Origin of the sequence: Kitasatospora sp. NBC_01287, from assembly GCF_026340565.1 — a bacterium.
GTDB lineage: Bacteria > Actinomycetota > Actinomycetes > Streptomycetales > Streptomycetaceae > Kitasatospora.
On record NZ_JAPEPB010000001.1, the window covers coordinates 6554929 to 6572134 of the forward strand.

20 protein-coding genes and 1 other RNA gene are annotated in these 17206 nt (G+C 73.1%); 14 read left to right on the plus strand and 7 right to left on the minus strand.

All coding sequences use genetic code 11. From position 1 onward, the window contains the following. Positions 1–55 precede the first annotated feature (55 nt). The 3 genes from OG455_RS28565 to OG455_RS28575 are packed head-to-tail and all read left to right on the plus strand — an operon-like array spanning position 56 to position 2907. Positions 56–922 carry a Nif3-like dinuclear metal center hexameric protein gene (locus OG455_RS28565; RefSeq protein WP_266298539.1) on the plus strand — a complete coding sequence of 289 codons (867 nt, stop codon included), beginning with the start codon at positions 56–58 and terminating at the stop codon, positions 920–922. 51 nt (positions 923–973) lie between these two features. Next, on the plus strand, positions 974–1717 hold the full coding sequence (locus OG455_RS28570) for a zinc ribbon domain-containing protein (RefSeq protein WP_266298541.1): 744 nt from the start codon (positions 974–976) through the stop codon (positions 1715–1717). A 2-nt stretch (positions 1718–1719) separates the two neighbouring features. Continuing rightward, positions 1720–2907 carry a bifunctional RNase H/acid phosphatase gene (locus tag OG455_RS28575; RefSeq protein WP_266298543.1) on the plus strand — a complete coding sequence of 396 codons (1188 nt, stop codon included), beginning with the start codon at positions 1720–1722 and terminating at the stop codon, positions 2905–2907. A 57-nt stretch (positions 2908–2964) separates the two neighbouring features. On the opposite strand, the gene yaaA is transcribed toward OG455_RS28575, so the two are convergent. Continuing rightward, on the minus strand, positions 2965–3756 hold the full coding sequence (gene yaaA, locus OG455_RS28580; RefSeq protein WP_266298545.1) for a peroxide stress protein YaaA: 792 nt from the start codon (positions 3754–3756) through the stop codon (positions 2965–2967). Between the two features lie 99 nt (positions 3757–3855). On the opposite strand from yaaA, the gene OG455_RS28585 reads away from it, so the two are divergent. The 8 genes from OG455_RS28585 (at position 3856) to OG455_RS28620 (ending at position 9425) form a co-directional block, all read left to right on the plus strand. Further along, positions 3856–4332 carry an SRPBCC family protein gene (locus tag OG455_RS28585; protein ID WP_266298547.1) on the plus strand — a complete coding sequence of 159 codons (477 nt, stop codon included), beginning with the start codon at positions 3856–3858 and terminating at the stop codon, positions 4330–4332. A 9-nt stretch (positions 4333–4341) separates the two neighbouring features. Next, positions 4342–5817 (plus strand): DHA2 family efflux MFS transporter permease subunit, encoded by a 1476-nt coding sequence (locus OG455_RS28590; RefSeq protein ID WP_266298549.1) that lies wholly within the window; start codon positions 4342–4344, stop codon positions 5815–5817. A gap of 13 nt (positions 5818–5830) precedes the next feature. Beyond that, positions 5831–6229: RNase P RNA component class A (gene rnpB / locus OG455_RS28595), an RNA gene on the plus strand. A gap of 426 nt (positions 6230–6655) precedes the next feature. Beyond that, positions 6656–6946: a hypothetical protein gene (locus OG455_RS28600; protein ID WP_266298551.1), complete on the plus strand. Its 291-nt coding sequence runs from the start codon at positions 6656–6658 to the stop codon at positions 6944–6946. A gap of 274 nt (positions 6947–7220) precedes the next feature. Next, a complete protein-coding gene (locus OG455_RS28605; RefSeq protein WP_266298553.1) occupies positions 7221–7415 on the plus strand; it encodes a hypothetical protein in 195 nt (64 codons plus the stop codon). After that, positions 7412–7783: a type II toxin-antitoxin system death-on-curing family toxin gene (locus OG455_RS28610; protein ID WP_266298554.1), complete on the plus strand. Its 372-nt coding sequence runs from the start codon at positions 7412–7414 to the stop codon at positions 7781–7783. The genes OG455_RS28605 and OG455_RS28610 overlap by 4 nt, the downstream gene beginning before the upstream one ends. Before the next feature lie 581 nt (positions 7784–8364). Then, entirely contained in the window at positions 8365–9105 is a 741-nt protein-coding gene (locus OG455_RS28615; protein ID WP_266298556.1) for an AzlC family ABC transporter permease, read from the plus strand. After that, a complete protein-coding gene (locus tag OG455_RS28620) occupies positions 9102–9425 on the plus strand; it encodes an AzlD domain-containing protein (RefSeq protein WP_266298558.1) in 324 nt (107 codons plus the stop codon). The genes OG455_RS28615 and OG455_RS28620 overlap by 4 nt, the downstream gene beginning before the upstream one ends. A 33-nt stretch (positions 9426–9458) precedes the next feature. Here the strand turns inward: OG455_RS28620 and OG455_RS28625 are convergent, their stop codons facing one another. Both OG455_RS28625 and OG455_RS28630 read right to left on the minus strand, forming a co-directional pair. Next, entirely contained in the window at positions 9459–10487 is a 1029-nt protein-coding gene (locus OG455_RS28625) for a D-isomer specific 2-hydroxyacid dehydrogenase family protein (protein ID WP_266298560.1), read from the minus strand. Beyond that, a complete protein-coding gene (locus OG455_RS28630; protein WP_266298562.1) occupies positions 10484–11017 on the minus strand; it encodes a hypothetical protein in 534 nt (177 codons plus the stop codon). Before OG455_RS28630 ends, OG455_RS28625 begins: the two co-directional genes overlap by 4 nt. 179 nt (positions 11018–11196) lie before the next feature. Here OG455_RS28630 and OG455_RS28635 point away from each other — a divergent pair, with 179 nt between their 5' ends. After that, complete coding sequence (locus tag OG455_RS28635) at positions 11197–11823, plus strand: DinB family protein (RefSeq protein ID WP_266298564.1); 627 nt, start codon at positions 11197–11199, stop codon at positions 11821–11823. A 71-nt stretch (positions 11824–11894) separates the two neighbouring features. Here the strand turns inward: OG455_RS28635 and OG455_RS28640 are convergent, their stop codons facing one another. Next, entirely contained in the window at positions 11895–12392 is a 498-nt protein-coding gene (locus OG455_RS28640) for an NUDIX domain-containing protein (RefSeq protein ID WP_266298566.1), read from the minus strand. A 123-nt stretch (positions 12393–12515) separates the two neighbouring features. On the opposite strand from OG455_RS28640, the gene OG455_RS28645 reads away from it, so the two are divergent. After that, positions 12516–12683 (plus strand): hypothetical protein, encoded by a 168-nt coding sequence (locus OG455_RS28645; RefSeq protein ID WP_266298568.1) that lies wholly within the window; start codon positions 12516–12518, stop codon positions 12681–12683. A 58-nt stretch (positions 12684–12741) separates the two neighbouring features. Here the strand turns inward: OG455_RS28645 and hemC are convergent, their stop codons facing one another. Continuing rightward, entirely contained in the window at positions 12742–13686 is a 945-nt protein-coding gene (hemC, locus tag OG455_RS28650; protein ID WP_266298570.1) for a hydroxymethylbilane synthase, read from the minus strand. Between the two features lie 122 nt (positions 13687–13808). On the opposite strand from hemC, the gene OG455_RS28655 reads away from it, so the two are divergent. Continuing rightward, positions 13809–15284, plus strand: a complete 1476-nt coding sequence (locus tag OG455_RS28655; RefSeq protein WP_266298572.1) for a DUF2079 domain-containing protein — start codon at positions 13809–13811, stop codon at positions 15282–15284. 98 nt (positions 15285–15382) lie between these two features. Here the strand turns inward: OG455_RS28655 and OG455_RS28660 are convergent, their stop codons facing one another. Together OG455_RS28660 and OG455_RS28665 are read right to left on the minus strand one after the other, a co-directional pair. After that, positions 15383–16453, minus strand: coding sequence for a transglycosylase SLT domain-containing protein (locus OG455_RS28660; protein WP_266298574.1), 1071 nt, complete (start codon positions 16451–16453; stop codon positions 15383–15385). A 117-nt stretch (positions 16454–16570) separates the two neighbouring features. Continuing rightward, the gene (locus OG455_RS28665) at positions 16571–16969 is read right to left on the minus strand and encodes an ACT domain-containing protein (protein WP_266298576.1); all 399 of its coding nucleotides are present in this window, start codon (positions 16967–16969) and stop codon (positions 16571–16573) included. Between the last annotated feature and the right edge of the window lie 237 nt (positions 16970–17206).

The following is a 17206-nucleotide window of genomic DNA, read 5'->3' on the forward strand; positions in this document are numbered from 1 at the left end:
ACCGCGGCATGGCCCGCGGCCCCGGCCGCGCCCCGGCGCGCGGTAGTCTCAACGGGTGCCGAAACTGTCCGACGTCATCAACGCGCTCGATGAGCTCTACCCGCCGCGGTGGGCGGAGTCCTGGGATGCCGTCGGCCTGGTCTGCGGCGATCCGGCCGACGAGGTGCGACGGGTGCTGTTCGCCGTCGACCCCGTGCAGGCGGTGGTCGAGGAGGCGGTGGCCTGGGGCGCCGACCTGCTGGTCACCCACCATCCCCTCTACCTGCGCGGCACCACCAGCGTGGCCGCGACCTCCTTCAAGGGGCGCGCGGCGCACACCCTGATTCGCGCCGGGATCGCGCTGCACGTCGCGCACACCAACGCCGACCAGGCCGACCCGGGCGTCTCGGACGCGCTGGCCGGGGCGATCGGTCTGACCGTCCTGGGCCCGCTGGTGCCGGACGCGAGCGACCCGGCGGGCCGCCGGGGCACCGGCCGGATCTGCGAGCTGCCCGAGCCGCTGCCGCTCTCCGCCTTCGCCGCCCGAGTGGCCGCGGCCCTGCCGGCGACCGCCACCGGCGTGCGGGTCTCCGGTGATCCGGACCGCCCGATCCACCGGGTCGCGGTCTCCGGCGGCTCCGGCGACAGCTTCTTCGCCGAGGTCCGGGCGGCGGGTGTGGACGCCTACGTCACCGCCGACCTCCGCCACCACCCGGCCTCGGAGGCCACCGAGGCGGCCGGCGGCCCGGGCGGGCCAGGACCGGCCCTGGTGGACGCCGCGCACTGGGCCACCGAGTGGCCCTGGCTGGGCCTCGCCGCCCGCCAACTCGAAGCGGTGGCCGCCGCGCACGGCTGGGAGTTGGCCACCAGGGTCTCCGCCCTGGTCACCGACCCCTGGACGGCTCACGCGCCGACGCCGTACGACGCACCGTCAGCCCACTAGGGCCCCCGAACCTTCCACCCGCTCGACCTCGTCATCACAGGAGCCCCCCGCTTGAACGCCGCGCCCGCCGACCAGATCCGCCTCCTCGACCTGCAGGCCATCGACTCCAAGCTCGACCAGCTGGCCCACCGGCGCCGCACCCTGCCCGAGCACGCGGAGATCGACAAGGCCACCGCCGACCACACCGCCCTCAAGGACCTGGTGATCGCCGCCCAGGCCCAGCAGGGCGACACCGCCCGCGAGCTGACCAAGGCCGAGCAGGACGTCGAGCAGGTCCGTGCCAGGGCCGCCCGCAACCAGCAGCGGATGGACTCCGGCGCGGTCGGCTCCGCCAAGGACCTGGAGAACCTGCAGCACGAGATCGGCTCGCTGGCCAAGCGCCAGGCCGACCTGGAGGACGTGGTCCTCGAGGTGATGGAGCGTTCGGAGGCCGCGCAGACCCGGATCACCGAGCTGACGGCCCGCCTGGAGCACTCCGAGGTCGTGCTCGCCGAGGCCGTGGGCCGCCGCGACGCGAGCTTCGCCGAGATCGACACCGAGGCCGCCAAGGTGACCCGCGACCGCGAGGCCGTGGCCCAGGTGATCCCGGCCGACCTGCTCAAGGTCTACACCCGGCTGCGCGAGCAGCAGGGCGGGGTGGGCGCGGCCCGCCTCTTCCAGCGCCGCTGCGAGGGCTGCCGGGTCGAGTTCGCGGTCTCCGACCTGAACTCGATCAAGGCCGAGCCCAAGGACGCCGTGGTCCGCTGCGACAACTGCGGCCGGATCCTGGTCCGCACCGCCGATTCGGGCATCTGACCGTGCCCGCCCGCAGGTTCGTCGTCGAGGCCGACGGCGGCTCCCGGGGCAACCCGGGCCCGGCCGGCTACGGCGCGGTGGTCCGCGACGGTGAGACCGGCCGGATCATCGCCGAGGCAGCCGAGTACATCGGCCGGGCGACCAACAACGTGGCCGAGTACAAGGGCCTGATCGCCGGCCTGCGGGCGGCTCACTCGATCGACCCGACGGCGGCGGTGGACGTCCGGATGGACTCCAAGCTGGTGGTCGAACAGATGTCGGGGCGCTGGAAGATCAAGCACCCCGACATGCAGCCGCTGGCCGCCGAGGCCCGCGCCGTCTTCCCGCGCGGGCAGGTCAGCTACGCCTGGATCCCGCGCGAGCGGAACAAGGACGCCGACCGGCTGGCCAACGAGGCGATGGACGCGGGCAAAGCCGGGCGGCAGTGGGAACCCAAGGCCCGCCCGGCCGCCGCTGGGCTCGCCGGCCCCGAGCCCGCCGCCGTGGAGCCGCTCGCGGAGCCGGCCGCCGAGCCGCTCGCCGAGCCCGCCGCGCCCAAGGCCGGCTGGGCCGCGGCCGCCGACCTGGGCACCCCGACCACCTTCGTGCTGCTGCGGCACGGCGAGACCGCGCTCACCCCGCAGAAGCGGTTCTCCGGCAGCACGGGCAGCGACCCGGAGCTCTCCGAGAAGGGCCGCTGGCAGGCCGAGCGGGCAGCCGAGGCGCTGGCCGCGCGCGGCTCCGTGCAGGCCGTGGTCAGCTCACCGATGCTGCGCACCCGGCAGACCGCCGAGGAGGTGGCGCGGCAACTGGGCCTGCCGGTGCGGATCGAGGAGGGCCTGCGCGAGCTGGACTTCGGCGCCTGGGAGGGCCTGACGTTCGCCGAGGCGCAGGAGCGCCACCCCGAGGACCTGGCCGCCTGGCTCGCCTCCACCAAGGCCAGGCCGACCGGCAGCAGCGAGAGCTTCGCCTTGCTGACCCAGCGGGTCGGGGTGGCCCGGGACAAGATCCTGGCCCGGTACGCGGGCAAGACGGTCCTGGTGGTCTCGCACGTCAGCCCGATCAAGACCCTGGTCCGGCTGGCCCTCGGGGCACCACCGGACGCGGTCTACCGGATGGAGCTGGCCGCGGCCTCGCTCTGCGCGGTGCAGTACTACAGCGACGGCAACGCCTCGCTGCGGCTGCTCAACGACACCGGCCACCTGCGCTGAAGGGCCACCACTGTGGCCCGCCAGTGAGACTGACGTTCCGTCAGTCGCACTGGCGGCTCAGTGGATCTCGGTGACCACGACGTCCAGCTGCCAGGGCTTGCGGTCCGTGCCCCGGGCCGCGACCTCGACCAGGTAGCCGAGCCCGCGCAGCACCTCCAGCAGCTCGCCCGGGCTGCCCGGCTCGGCACCCGAGTTCAGCAGGTCGCGCACCAGGCGCCCCTTGGTGGCCTTGTTGAAGTGGCTCACCACCGAGCGCTTGCCGTCCTTCTCCTGCAGCACCCGCACGGTGGCGGTGCGGGCGGCGACCTCCCCGGCCGGCTTCCAGGAGGCCGCGTACGCCGCGCTGCGCAGGTCGAGCACCAGGGTGTCCGCCTCGGCCGGCAGCACCTCGGCCAACTCCCGGCGCCAGTAGGCCCCGAGCGCGCCCATCGGCGGCAGCTTCACGCCCCCCGAGCAGCGGTAGGCCGGGATCCGGTCGCCGATCCGGACCGCGCCCCAGAGGCCGGAGAAGACCAGCAGCGAGCGCTCGGCCCGCGCGTGGGCGGCCTCGTCCAGCTTGCCGAGCCCGAGCGCGTCGTAGAGCACGCCGGTGTAGAGCTCGCCGGCCGGCAGGGTGCCCGCGGTGCGCAGGGCGGCGTCGCGGGCGATCTCGCCACGCAGGCCCTTGCTCAGTCCGAGCACCTCGGCGGCGGTGTCCTGGTCGCCTTCGCAGAGCTCGACCAGCGCGTCCAGCACCCGGGCGCGGGCGGCGGTGAGCGCGGGCAGCGAGAGCGCGTCGAGCGCGAGCGGCGGGCCGTCGGGCGTCTCGGCCTTGCCCTCGGACGGCGGCAGCAGGACCAGGAACGGCATGCGCGGCTTTCCCCTCACGATTTGTTGAAACGAGCTGCGACCCGAGCAATCTACCTGTCCCGCGCCCCACTCCCTACCATGGGCCACAGGGGGTGCCCGATGGCGCAGTGGAGTGAGCAGGTCGAGATCCTCGCCCCGGCCGAGGCGGTCTGGGCGGTGCTGGCGGACGTCCAGGGCTGGCGCAAGTGGACGGCCTCGGTGGAGCTGATCAGGCGGCGGGAGCAGGGCAAGCCGTTCGGGCTCGGCTCCGAGGCCTGGGTCAAGCAGCCCCGGCTGCCCGGCGCCGTCTGGCGGGTGACGGCCTTCGAGCCGGGGCGCTCGTTCGTCTGGCAGTCCCATGCGCCGGGCGTGCGCACGGTGGCGGGCCACCACCTGCGGGCGGGTCGGGCCGAGGGCGTCGAGTCAGGTCGCGCCGAGGGTGCGGAGAGCACCTGGGTCACCCTGGAGCTGCGGCAGCACGGACCGCTGGCCGGGCCGGCCGCGCTGCTGCTGGGCCGGCTGGCCCGGCGGTACCTGGCGATGGAGGCCGCCGGCCTCAAGGCCTACTGCGAGGTGATTCATCCTACGAATGCGTAGGATGAGGGAGTGATCGACCCGACCGCCCTCACCAGGGGCCGCCGTCTGCTGATCCTGGCGATCTGCTGCCTGAGTCTGCTGATCGTCGGGCTGGACAACACCATCGTCAACGTGGCGCTGCCGTCCATCCAGCGGGACCTGCACGCCTCGCCGTCCGGGCTGCAGTGGGTGATCGACTCCTACACGCTGGTGCTCGCCTCGCTGCTGATCCTCTCCGGGTCGGTCGCCGACCGGGTCGGGCGCCGCCGGATCTTCCAACTGGGCCTGCTGATCTTCGTGCTCGGCTCGCTGCTCTGCAGCATCGCGCCGAGCCTGGGCTGGCTGGTCACCTTCCGCGCCGTGCAGGCGGTCGGCGGGTCGATGCTCAACCCGGTCGCGATGTCGATCATCACCAACGTCTTCACCGAACCGCGTGAACGGGCCCGGGCGATCGGTGTCTGGGGCGGCGTGGTCGGCATCAGCATGGCGCTCGGCCCGCTGGTCGGCGGCCTGCTGGTGGACAGCTACGGCTGGCCCTCGATCTTCCTGATCAACATCCCGATCGGCCTGCTGGCGATCGCGCTGGCGGCCCGCTACGTGCCCGAGTCCCGGGCGCCCAGGCCGCGCCGCCTCGACCCGGTCGGCCAGGTGCTCGCCGTCGTCGCGCTCGGCGCGGGCACCGCCGTGATCATCGAGGGCCCGAGCCACGGCTTCACCTCGCCCCTGATCCTGGCGCTGCTGGTGGCGGCGCTGGCCGCAATGACCGCGTTCCCGCTCTGGGAGAGCCGCCACCGCGAGCCGCTGCTCGACCTGCGCTTCTTCCGCAGCGCGCCCTTCTCGGGGGCCACCCTGATCGCGGTCTGCGCTTTCGCCGCGCTCGGCGGGTTCCTCTTCCTCAACACGCTCTACCTGCAGGACGTGCGCCACTACTCGCCGGTCGAGGCCGGCCTGTGGACGCTGCCGATCGCCGCGTTCACCCTGGTCTGCGCGCCGATCTCGGGACGGATCGTCGGCGCCCGCGGCCCTCGGCTGCCGCTACTGGTGGCCGGCCCCGCGCTCGCGGCCAGCGGTCTGCTGCTGACCGGGCTGACCGCCACCTCCTCACCCGCCCTGCTGCTCACCGCCTACAGCCTGTTCGGCCTCGGCTTCGGTCTGGTGAACGCGCCGATCACCAACGCGGCCGTCAGCGGCATGCCGCGCGCCCAGGCCGGGGTCGCCGCCGCGGTGGCCTCGACCAGCCGCCAGGTCGGCCAGTCGCTGGGCGTCGCGGTGATCGGCACCGTGGTCACCACCGCCGTGGTCGGCCCGCTCGCCACCGGCTTCGCCCAGGCCAGCCACGCCGGCTGGTGGATCATCGCCGGGCTGGGCGTGGCCGTCACCCTGATCGGCCTGCTGACCACCACCGCCTGGGCCCGCGCCACCGCCGAGCTGGTCGCCGCGCGCCTGGACGCGCCGCCCGCGGCCGCCCCCGATGGCCGGGAGAGCGGCGCCGACCGGCTACGATGACCAGTACGGCGGACGAGCCGGCCGGGCGGTCGCGACGGGTCCTCAAGACCCGCCGAGGAACGTCCGGGCTCCACAGAGCAGGGTGGTGGGTAACGCCCACCCGGGGTGACCCGCGGGACAGTGCCACAGAAAACAGACCGCCGGCGGCCTCGGCCACCGGTAAGGGTGAAACGGTGGTGTAAGAGACCACCAGCGACCGGGGTGACCCGGCCGGCTCGGTAAACCCCACCTGGAGCAAGGTCAAGATCGGTGCCCTCGGGCACCGTGCGCGGGTGTTCGAGGGCTGCTCGCCCGAGCTCGCGGGTAGACCGCACGAGGCTGTCGGCAACGGCAGCCCTAGATGGATGACCGCCTCCCCGGGCCGCGCGAGCACCCCGGGAGACAGAACCCGGCGTACAGGCCGACTCGTCCGCCCCTAGCTGCGGCTTTGCCTCGGAAAGGGGCCTCTGACCTGCGTCGGAGGCCCCTTTCCGGTCTTTCGGGAGCTTGCCGTGTTATGCGGCCGAAAGTCCCTCGAATGTCCCTCGGACAGCGCTGAAAGTCCCAGAAAAGTCCCACGGATTGATCTTGATCCATGCTCGCTGGCCTGCGGCCATCACCGGAGTCGGCGCTTGAGCGACGAAGGGCCGGGGCAGACTGCGGCTGCCCGTGCTGCGAGAACGGCTCGCGAGATCCCAGGCCGAGCGGAGGTGTCGTGCCGTCGCTAAAACGCTGGGCGCCCCCGCCGGGATGCTGCCCGTGGGGCCCGGACGGTTGCTCTTGCCGGGCAGCGTTTTTCTAGGCGAAATGGCCCTGACCCCCCGTACCGTGAAGACCAGACGAGGGGAGAGGTGAAGCGATGACCATCGAGTCGCCGGAGCGGCTTGGCCTGCACCGGAAAGGTCAGGAACCGAAGGCGCTGACCCTGGTAGCTGCGGAGGATGCCGTCCACTTCGCCGAGAACGTAGTGGTGCGCCTCTGGGACGCCCTGTCGGATGCCGACCGTGAGCGAGCCCGCCCGGTTCGCGATGCCGTCAAGGTGATCCTTATCGTTCACGTCTCCCAGGACCCGGAGCACGAGCACTGGGTGCTAGAAAGCGTGCGCGGGCTGCTGGAGCCGCGGATCTCGCACCAGGCTGACCGGTGGTGACTGCTATGCGCCTGGAATCCACGACCGCGGGGATCTGCGCGTCGTCATCCAGCTTTTCCGCTGATCGCAGACCTGCAGTTGCCCGCGACGATGCAGTTGGCCACACCCCCGCCTGCAGGTCCTGATCCGACCGACGATCACCGTCCGCGACTCCTGAGCCGCTCAGCCGCAGCCGCAGCCGCAGCTGGCGCGGCCGCATGCCCGCTCAGCGGGCCAACAGGGCCGCCTCCGCGACATGCCCCCGGGTTTGATACCAGGGTGATACCATCTCCTCATGGCTATGACACTGAGACTCCCCGAGGCGGACGACCGGCTGTTGGCTGAGCGCGCCAAGGCGGAGGGTCGCAGTAAGCAGGAGTTGGCCACCGAGGCGATCCATGTCTTCCTCACGCGTCGAACCGAGGTGTTCGCGGACATCCTCGACCAGGTCATGACGGAGGACGCGGAGCTGTTGGAGCGCCTTGCGTGATCTACCTCGATCTGCCTGAACTCCTGGTGATCGTCGAGCGGATCACCGGCTCGCGGCACACCGTGCGGGACTTCGGCCTTCTGCAATCGTCGGTCGAGCGTCCGAAGACTGACGTGTTCGGTGTCGAGGCGTACCCCACGCTCTTTGAGAAGGCTGCCGCGCTGCTGCACTCCCTGGCGCGTAACCGCGTGTTGGTGGACGGCAACAAGCGCACGGCATGGATTGCCATGCGGATGATGCTGCGGCTCAACGGCGTCCAGTTGGGCGCTCCGGTCGATGACGCCGAGGTGTTCGTGAACGCCGTCGCCATGGGCGAGTTGGAGGTCCCCGAGATCGCCAAGCAACTCCAGGCGTGGAAGATCGACTGACGCGCCGGCGGTTGTAGCCAGGGGTGCTGAGATTCTGTCTGCCGAGGGGGGCTGCGCTCGGTGGGCTCCTGCTTGATCGTCTCGCGCCGGAGGCGTTCAGACGACGGTGTTATCGACTCTGGTCGGCTTTTGCTCGGCGTACAGGCCGACTTGTCCGCCCGTTGGCGTCGGAAGGCCCCTGATCTGTGAATCCACAGGTCGGGGGCCTTCTGCATCGCCGGGTGCCGTAGTCGCTGCCTCGCTTTTCGCGCCTATTGCTGCCTGCTTCCAAGTGCCCTGTGGTGATTGTGTGGCGGTGGACGTCGATTTCGTCCTGGCGCGGTGATCGGCAGGGGAATCCCTCGAATGAGAGGGTTTGTAGGGGCGGCCAAGTCGTCTTGAGCAAGCGATTGTTGGCAGTGACTACGCGCCATGCCCACCGCCACCACGCGTCCTGTCTCCCCCGCGGCTCCGAAGATCCCGCCTCTGATCCTTGGGGCCAAGGACCATTTCGAGGTATGGCGATTGCGCGGCGGCTGCCTGGTGGGCCGACCGCTGACCCCGTCCGGGTGCCCGGAGGTCGCGCGAGTAGGGTGCGCGGTATGCGATCGACGGTGGGGGTGCTCGACCGCGCGCTGCTGCGCGACATCGCTCTGGTCTGCCTGGCGGTCGGGGTGATCGGGGTGTCCTACGGGGCGATCGCCGTCGCCGGGGGGTTCCCGGTCTGGCTGCCGGTGATGATGGCGACCCTGGTGATCGCCGGGGCATCGGAGTTCCTCTTCATCGGGATCGTCGGACCGGGCGGCAGCCCGATCGCGGCCGTGCTGGCGGGGCTGCTGGTCAACGCGCGGCACCTGCCGTTCGGGCTGGCGGTCTCCGAGGCGGTGGGGCGCGGGTGGCGGCGGCTGATCGGCTCGCACGTGATGAACGACGAGTCGGTCGTCTTCGCGCTCGCCCAGCAGGACCCGGAGCGCAGACGGGCCGCGTACTGGACCTGCGGGCTGGGGATGCTGGTCGCCTGGCCGACCGGGGCGCTGCTGGGCGCACTGCTCGGCTCGGCGGTGCACGACACCGACGCGCTCGGGCTGGACGCGATGTTCCCCGCCGTGCTGCTGGCGCTGATCCTGCCCGCGCTGCGCGACCGGGCCAAGCGGCGTCCGGTGCTGGTCGGGGCCGCGGTGGCGGTGGCCACGACGCCCTTCCTGCCGACCGGACTGCCGGTGCTGCTGGCGCTGGTGGGACTGGCGATCCCGGCGCCCTCCCCGGCGCGGGCCGGCGACGGGCCGGCCGGCGGTGAGCGGGCCGCCGCCGGCCAGGAGACCGACGGGCGGGCCGACGCGTGACGGGACGACCCGAGTTGATCGCCGCCGCGCTCACCCTGGCCGCCGGCACCTACGGCTTCCGCCTGGCGGGCCCGCTGCTGCGCAGCCGCCTGCGGTTCCCACCCCGGGTGGAGCGCCTGCTGGAGACCGCTGCCGTGGTGCTGCTCGCCGGGCTGGTGGCGACCACCGCGCTCTTCGAGGGCCACGGCGTGGTCGGGCCGGCCCGTCCGCTCGGCGTGCTGGTGGGCGGGGTGCTGGCCTGGCGCAAGGCCCCCTTCCTGGCGGTCGTGCTGGCGGCCGCCGGGACCGCCGCGGTGCTGCGGTTCTGCGGGGTCTCCTGACCTGGCGTCGGCCCTCGGAGATCTGACGGTACGTCAATTGACTGTCGGCACGCCCTCCGGACGTCCCGCGAGCAGGGCGGCCAGGTGGTCGGCACAGCGTAGTGCGGCCGTGGCCATGGCGGTTCGGGTCAGGCCACCCACGTGCGGGGTGAGCAGCGCGTTCGGCAGGCCGAAGAGCGGTGAGGCAAAGGCCGCGTGCTCGTGCGCGAAGGTGTCCACGGCGGCCGCCGCGAGCGGATGGGCGGGGTCGCGCAGCGCGTCGGCCAGCGCCTGCTCGTCGACGATGCCGCCGCGCGCGGTGTTCAGCAGGATCGCGCCGGGGGGCAGCAGCGCCAACTCGGCCCGGCCGATCAGCCCGTGGGTCCTGGCGGTGAGCGGCAGGTGCAGCGAGAGGACCTGACTCGTCCTCAGCAGTGCGGACAGGTCGCCGTCGCGGCCGATGCCGCGGACCGTCATGCCGAGCGCCGCTGCCCGCTCGGCGAGCTCCCGCCCGATCAGGCCCAGGCCCACGATGCCCAGGCTGAGCTCCGAGAGTTCCACCGCCGGGGTCACGCTCGACGGCCAGGAGCCTTGGTGCGCGACCTGGTTGTGGCCCAGCAGGCCGCGGGTCAGGGTGAGCAGCTGGGCGAGCGCGAACTCCGCGACCCCGACGGCGTTGGAGCCCGGGGTGTGGGTGACGGTGACGCCGTGCGCGGTGGCGGCCGGCAGTTCGACGTGGTCGGTGCCGGCCCCGGCGCGGGCGATCACCCGCAGTGGCTGGGCCAGCGCCGGATCGGTGGCCGCCGCGAGGAAGGCGGCGCGCAGCGGCGGCCCCGAACGGGACTTGACGGCGGCGTGCCCGCGACCGCCGTCGACGGTGGCGGCGATCAGCGCCCGCTCGTCGAAGGCATCGAGATCGGTGAACGCCACCCGCCCGCCCCACGCCGCGCGCACCGCCGGGCGTTCGGCGGCGGGTATCCGGCGCAGGTTGAGGGTGAGGGAGAGGCCGTGGCCGAGCAGCCGCTCCAGTTCCCGGCCGAGCAGTTCGTCCGGCGCGGCGTCCAGCAGCAGCACGCGCGTCATGCCGGCTCGCCGGGTTCGAGGCCGTACTCGGCGAGCCAGTCGAGCAGTTCGGCCCGCCCGGCCCTGGCCAGCCGTCCGCCGGTGAAGCGCGGATCGCCGGTCACCTCGGCCACCGCGGCCCCGGGCGGTTGGAAGGCCAGGGCCGCCTCGTCGGTGTCGAACTCCACCTCGGCGAGCACCAGTCCGAGCAGCGGACCGTCGAAGAGGTCGATGCCGAGCGGCGGCACGCTGAGCCTGGTCTTGGTGAGCACGGCGGCCGGGAGCACGGCCAGCACCTGGTACTCGCCGGGTGACAGGTAGGTGGTGGTGATCAACCCCTGGACCGGGCCGGGCTTTTCGGCCGGGATCTTCTGGGTGAGCTTGCGCACCGGCTCCGGCTCGGCCAGGTCCGCCATGATCCGCAGCCGCAGGCGGGTGCCGTCGAGATAGCGGTCGGTGATCCGCCGGGTCGCGGTCACGACGTCCGGCGGCGGCGGGCCTGCGAGCAGGAAGCGGCGCTCGCGTTCGACGTGTGCGTACTTGTCTGACATACCCACACCCTAGGGTTACCGCCTGACCGATCTGTCGGCCATCCAGCTTCCGGCCGCTCGGCCAACGGAGTTGGGGGTTCTGGTGGGACCGAGCGGCGTCGGAAAGTCGGATGCGGCGGCCGATTGTCCGTGGCAGAGTGCGGGCGGTCACGCCGGCGCACCCGATCCAGGAGCAATTGATGGAGCTTCCCGCCCGACTGGCCCCGCTGCTGGAGGAGTTCGACTTCGGCTGCACGCGTCTGCTCCAGCGCATGGCGGGGCCCGTGCTGAACAGCGGCAACGGTGTCGAGGTCGCGGTCGGGCCGATGACCGACGCCGAGCACCGCTGGGAGCCGGTGCCGGACTGCTGGTCGATCCGTCGCCACGCCGACGGGCCGGGGGTGGGTGCGACGCTGCTGGTCGGCGCGGGTGACTGGGGACGCGACTCGGCGCCCGGCCCGCATCCGGTGCCGCCGCCGTTCACCACGATCGCCTGGCGGCTCGGCCACCTCGCCGAGATGCTCGCCCTCCGTGCCGACCACACCAACGGCAGCCGCGCGCTGACCCGGGACGAGTACCGCTTCCACGGCGATGCCGCCGGCGCGATCGCCGCCTTCGAGGCCGGGGTCGAGGCCTGGCGGGCGGCCCTGCTCGACGCCGACGACGCGGCCCTCGACGAGGTCGGCCGGTGCGGCTACCCGTACGGCGGTGACCCGGAGGAGGCGTTCCTGGACGTCGTCTGGTGGGTCAACCAGGAAGTGCTGCACCACGGCGCCGAGATCGGGCTGCTCCGCGACCTCTACCTCCGGCGTGCGCACCTGGGCTGAGGCCCCGTGCGCGGTGAGTGGTAGGCGGTGAGCGGTGAGCGGCCGGGACCGGTGCCCCGCCACCACCTGCGTCAGATCGTACTCAACCGATCGCGCAGGCGGTCGTCCGGCAGCTCGGCCAGCGGGACCCAGCGCACCGCCGTCACCTCGGTCTCCTGCAGTCGGCAGGCGAGGCGGCTCTCCACGGTGTGGGCGAAGCGGGCGTGGTAGGCGGTGCGGCCGGTGAGGCGGCTGGTGTAGCGGAAGAAGTCGACCGGCAGGGCACTGGCGGGCACCGCGCTGTCGATGCCGGTCTCCTCGGCCAGCTCGCGTTCGGCGGCGGCGAGCAGCGAGGGGTCGGTCGGGTCCAGGTGGCCGCCGGGCAGCAGCCAGGCCGCCTGGTCGCGATGGTGCAGGTAGAGGACCTCGTCCTCGGGGGCGCGCACCGCCGTGCTGACGGTGAAGTGCTCGGCCAGCTCGGTGTCCCGCGCGACGGCCAGCGACAGGGCGGGGGTCAGCTCGGCGGCCTCCTCGGGGTGGCGGGCCAGGTAGGCGGTCAGGGTGTCGTGGATGTGCTGGGCCATCGGCATCGGCAGCTCCTCTCGGACGGGCGTCGCGGCCAGTCTTCCGGATCCACGGACCGTTCGGTGCTCGAACCCCCGAACGGGTGACAGCGCGCGCGGGGCGGGTGGTGACGGTGTGTCATGGAAGGCATGGCACACCGACAGCACTGGTTGATCCGCTTCACCGACGAGCTGATGACATTGACCGATGACCTGACCCAGGAACAGGCCGCGGACTTCGTGCGCCGGGTCTACATCGCCGGTCACGAGGCGGGCGTGGCCGAACAGGCGGAGGAGAGCCGGCGCGAGCGGGAGTAGCGCGCGGGGCGCGCGCCCACCGCGTGCCGCCCACCGCGTGCCGCCCGCCGCGGGACGCTCAGTGCGGGATGTTGTCGATCAGCTCCCGCGCCCCCTGCCGCAGCAGCGCCACCGCCACCGAGGTCCCCAGCGTGGCCGGGTCGAGCGGTCCCGCCCACTCGTGGGCGTCCAGCACCGTCTTGCCGTCGGGGGTGAAGACCCGGCCGCGCAGCGAGAGGCGGCCGTCCCGCTCGGCGCGCGCGTAGCCGGCGATCGGGCTGTTGCAGTGGCCCTGGAGCACGTGCAGGAACATCCGCTCGGCGGTGGTCTCGCGCCAGGCGGCCTCGTCGTTCAGTCCGCGTACCGCCTCGATGGTGGCGCTGTCGTCCTCGCGGCACTGCAGGGCGAGCACTCCGGCGCCGATCGGCGGGCACAGCGTCTCCAGGCTCAGCACCTCGCTGATCCGCGCCTGCTCGCCGATCCTGGCCAGGCCGGCGGCGGCCAGCAGCAGCGCGTCCGCCTCGCCCGCCGCCAGCTTCGCCAGCCGGCTGTTGGCGTTGCCGCGCATCGGGACGCAGACCAGGTGCGGGTGGCTGAGGGCCAGTTGGGCGATCCGGCGGACCGAGGAGGTGCCGATCCTGGCCCCAGGCGGCAGTTGGTCGAGACTCAGCCCACCGGGGTGCACCAAGGCGTCACGCAGGTCGTCGCGGCGCAGCACCGCGGCGAAGACGGTGCCGGCCGGCAGCGGCCGGTCGGCGGGCACGTCCTTGACGCAGTGCACGGCGACGTCGGCCTCGCCCGCGAGCAGCGCGGCGTCCACCTCCTTGGTGAACGCGCCCTTGCCGCCGAGCGCCGAGAGGGCGCCCGTCCAGCGGTCGCCGGCGGTGGTGACGGGGACCACCTCGGTGCGGATCCCCGGTTGCAGTACGGCCAGTTCGGTGCGGAACCGCTCCACCTGGGCCAGGGCCATCGGGGAGGAGCGGGAGACGATCCGGAGCACGGCGGGCGGCGGCGAGGCAGGCATGGCATCCAGCCTAGAGCGTGCCCCGACGGGTGGAAGTGAGCGACTGCCCTCTGGGTCTCTGCGGCGTTCGAGGGGGTCCGCGATACCGTGCCTCTTTCGTACACCCAAGCGGAGGGGCCGATATGGCGGAGACACGCGAGAGCGCGATCCCGATCCAGCGGGTCCCCGCTTGGGGTCGCGCCGCCCGGGTCGCGCGGGCCGCCCGCGCGCAGGGCGCGGGCCGGCTCGCCAGGAGCGCGCCGCACCTCGCGCTCGCGCTGGCCTTCCTCCTCGCGTACTGCGTGCTCGCGCTGGTCCGCTACGAGCGCTTCGGCTCGCCCTCCTGGGACCTCGGCATCTTCACCGAAGTGGTCAAGGGCTACGCGCACTTCCACGCGCCGATCGTGTCGATAAAGGGACCCGGCTTCAACGCGCTGGGCGACCACTGGTCGCCGATCCTGGCGCTGCTCGCCCCCTTCTACTGGGTGGTCCCCTCGGCGGCCACCCTGCTGGTCGCCCAGGCCGCGCTCTTCGCCTGGTCGGTCGGCGTGGTCTCGGACACCGCCGCCCGGGTGCTCGGCGGGTCGACCAGCCGCGGCCTGCTGATCGGCACCGGTTACGGCCTCTCCTGGGGGCTGCAGCGGGCGATCGACGCGGAGTTCCACGAGATCGCCTTCGCGGTGCCGCTGCTCGCGGTGGTGTGCCGTCAGCTCCTGCTGCGCGAGTGGGACAAGGCCGCCTGGTGGGCGATGCCGCTGGTGCTGGTCAAGGAGGACCTGGGGCTGACGGCCGCGGCCGTCGGCGCGGTGCTGGTGGTCAGCGGGCGCCGCTGGTACACCGGTGCGGTGCTGGCCTTCTTCGGGGTGGCGTTCGCGGCGCTCACCATCCTGCTGCTGATCCCGCACTTCAACCCCGGCCACCAGTTCGACTACTGGTCCAAGCTGCCGGGCGGCGAGCACCCCGAGCTCTGGCAGGTGCTCAGCGGCCCGTTCACCCGCCTGACGGTGTGGAAGACGGTCGGCTGGCTCTTCGCCATCGTCGGCTTCCTCGCGCTGCGCTCGCCGCTGCTGCTGATCGCGCTGCCCACCCTGGCCTGGCGGTTCGGCTCCGCCAACCCGATGTTCTGGGGCCCGGACTGGCACTACAACGCGACCCTGATGCCGATCATCTTCCTGGCCCTGGTGGACGCGATCGCCCGGATCAGGGCCGCCGACTCCTCCCGGCTCAAGGGGTTCGCCGAGGGCATGGTGCCGGCCGTCCCGGCGATCGGGGTGGCCTGCGTGGTGAGCCTGCCGGTCGGGTTCGGCGGGCTGGCCGATCCGGGCGCCTGGAGCGGCGGTGCCCACGCGGCGGCGATCCGCGGCGCGATCGCCGCGGTCCCGCCGAACGTGACGGTGGAGGCCTCGCTCGGGCCGCTGGCCCGGCTCGCGGCCCGGGACGACGCCTTCTGGCTGGGCGGCAGCAGGGCGCAGGCGCCGACGTACCTCTGCATCGACATGCTCGGCTGGTCGGGCGGGCCGACCGACCTGCCCGGGTACGGGACGCAACTGCACCCGGGCACGCGGTACGCGGTGGTCTACGACCGGGACCAGGTGGTGGTGCTGCGCCGCCGGCCGTGACCGCGGCTGCCGGCCGCGGCCTTCAGTCGTGACCCTTAGCAGTGACCCTCAGCAGTGACCCTCAGCCGCGACCGCGGTCGCCGGGCCGCCCGGCCCGTCTACTGGCTCAGGCAGGAGCAGTTGGTCATCAGCGCCTCGACGCTGGCGACGTACCCGGGGTTGGGGATCACCGAGCTGCCGGTGGTGACGCCGGTGGTCGGGTCGGTGACGGTGTTGTAGTGCACGTTGCCCGCGCCCGCGTTGTAGGCGGCGATGACCAGGTCGAGCAGCGGGTTCTTGCCGGTGACCGGGTCGGGCGCCAGGTCGTACTTGCCGCCGAAGTCGGAGTCGCCGTAGTACGCGACCAGTTCGTCCAGCAGTTCGGCGCCGAGGTCGGTGTTGCCGGCCAGCGTCTGGACGTCGTTGGTGGTGCCGAACTTGCCGTTCATCCAGGGCGCGGTGGCGGGCATGATCTGCATCGTGCCGATCCCGCCGTCGCAGGCCAGGATGGCCGACTGCCAGCCGCTCTCCTGCCAGCCGACCGCCTTGACCAGGTTGACCGGCAGCGGCGGCATCTTGTCGGTGCCGCCGCTGCTCAGGGTGAGCGTGCGGGACTTGCCCGCGGCGGCGGTGATCGCGGCGGCGACAGCGCCGTTGGCGGCGTTGCTGCCGTTGAACGACGGCTTGCAACTGCTCTGCAGCGGCGGAGTGCCGGGCGCGACCGGCGGTGGCGGCGGGGCGACCGGGCCGGGCTTGGCGGTCGGCGCGGGAGCGGCGGTGGCGGGCGCCTGCGGCTTGGTGGACGGCACGGCGGCGGTGGCCGGGGCCGCGTTGTTCTGGGTCGGGCCGGCCGTCGGTGAGGGGGCCTTGGCGCTCGGCGAGGGGCTGCGCGAGGCGGTGTGCGAGGGGCTCGCCGAGGCCGAGCGGCTCGGTGACGCGGACGCGGAGGCCGAGGCCGAGGGGCTCGCGGAGGGGCTGGGCGAGGCGCTGGCGGAGGGGCTGGGCGAGTCGCCGGGTGTGCCGGCGTCGGTCGCGGTGCTCAGGGTGGGACCGTCGGCCACCGTCACGGTGCCGCTCTGGGCCGAGGCCGAGCCGTGCCCGCTGCCCGCGATCCCGTAGGCGGTCAGCGTCCCGGCCGCAGCCACCGCTATCAGTCCCGCCGCGACCTTCTGCCCCTTGCCGATCCGCATGCTGCCCGCCCCCGTTTGCTGCCGTCCGGTCAAAGAAGGCGCAGCCTACCGGCCGGTTCCCGGCGGGGGGTCGGCGGGGCGGGGCGGGGCGCAGCCGTGCCGGTCAGGGGCCCGAGGTCAGGCGCTGTCGTCCGCCAGCCGCCGCAGTTCGCCCAGGGCCTGCTCCGCCCGTGCGGCCGGGACGAAGAGGTGGTCGTGGTGGAACCCGGCCACCACGTTGCAGCTGATCCCGTGCTCGGTCAGCCGGCCGGCCACCGCCGCGGTGAGACCGACCGCCGAGAGCGCCGAGTGGGTCCGCAGCGTGATCCAGGCGGCCACGTAGTCGTACGCCAGGCCCAGCCCGTCGGCCTCCTCCTGCTCGACCACGGCCGTCACCCCCTCGGCCTCGGCCACCGTCACCACGGGCCGCAGCCCGGCGGGCACCCGCCCGGTGAAGGTGCAGAAGACGAAGCGGCCCGGGTTGAGCACGGGGCGCAGGTCCGCGAGCAGTTTCTGGAGGTCTGTTTCACCGGCCATGCCCACCACCGTAGCGGCCGCGGGGGCGTGGGCCGGGGAGCCGCCGCTGGGTGACTGCGAGTTGTGCCCCGTGCTCCGCGCGAAACCGCCCGGTGCCGCCTGCTTCAGCGGCCGGCCACGTGGCAGCCGTGCTCGGGAAGCGTTGACGAGCGATAGTTACCGATATATCGTCGAAGCATCGAGACCGTACGGAGGTAGCTCGCGAGATCTCGTGAGCGCTTCGTCGGCCGAGGCGGG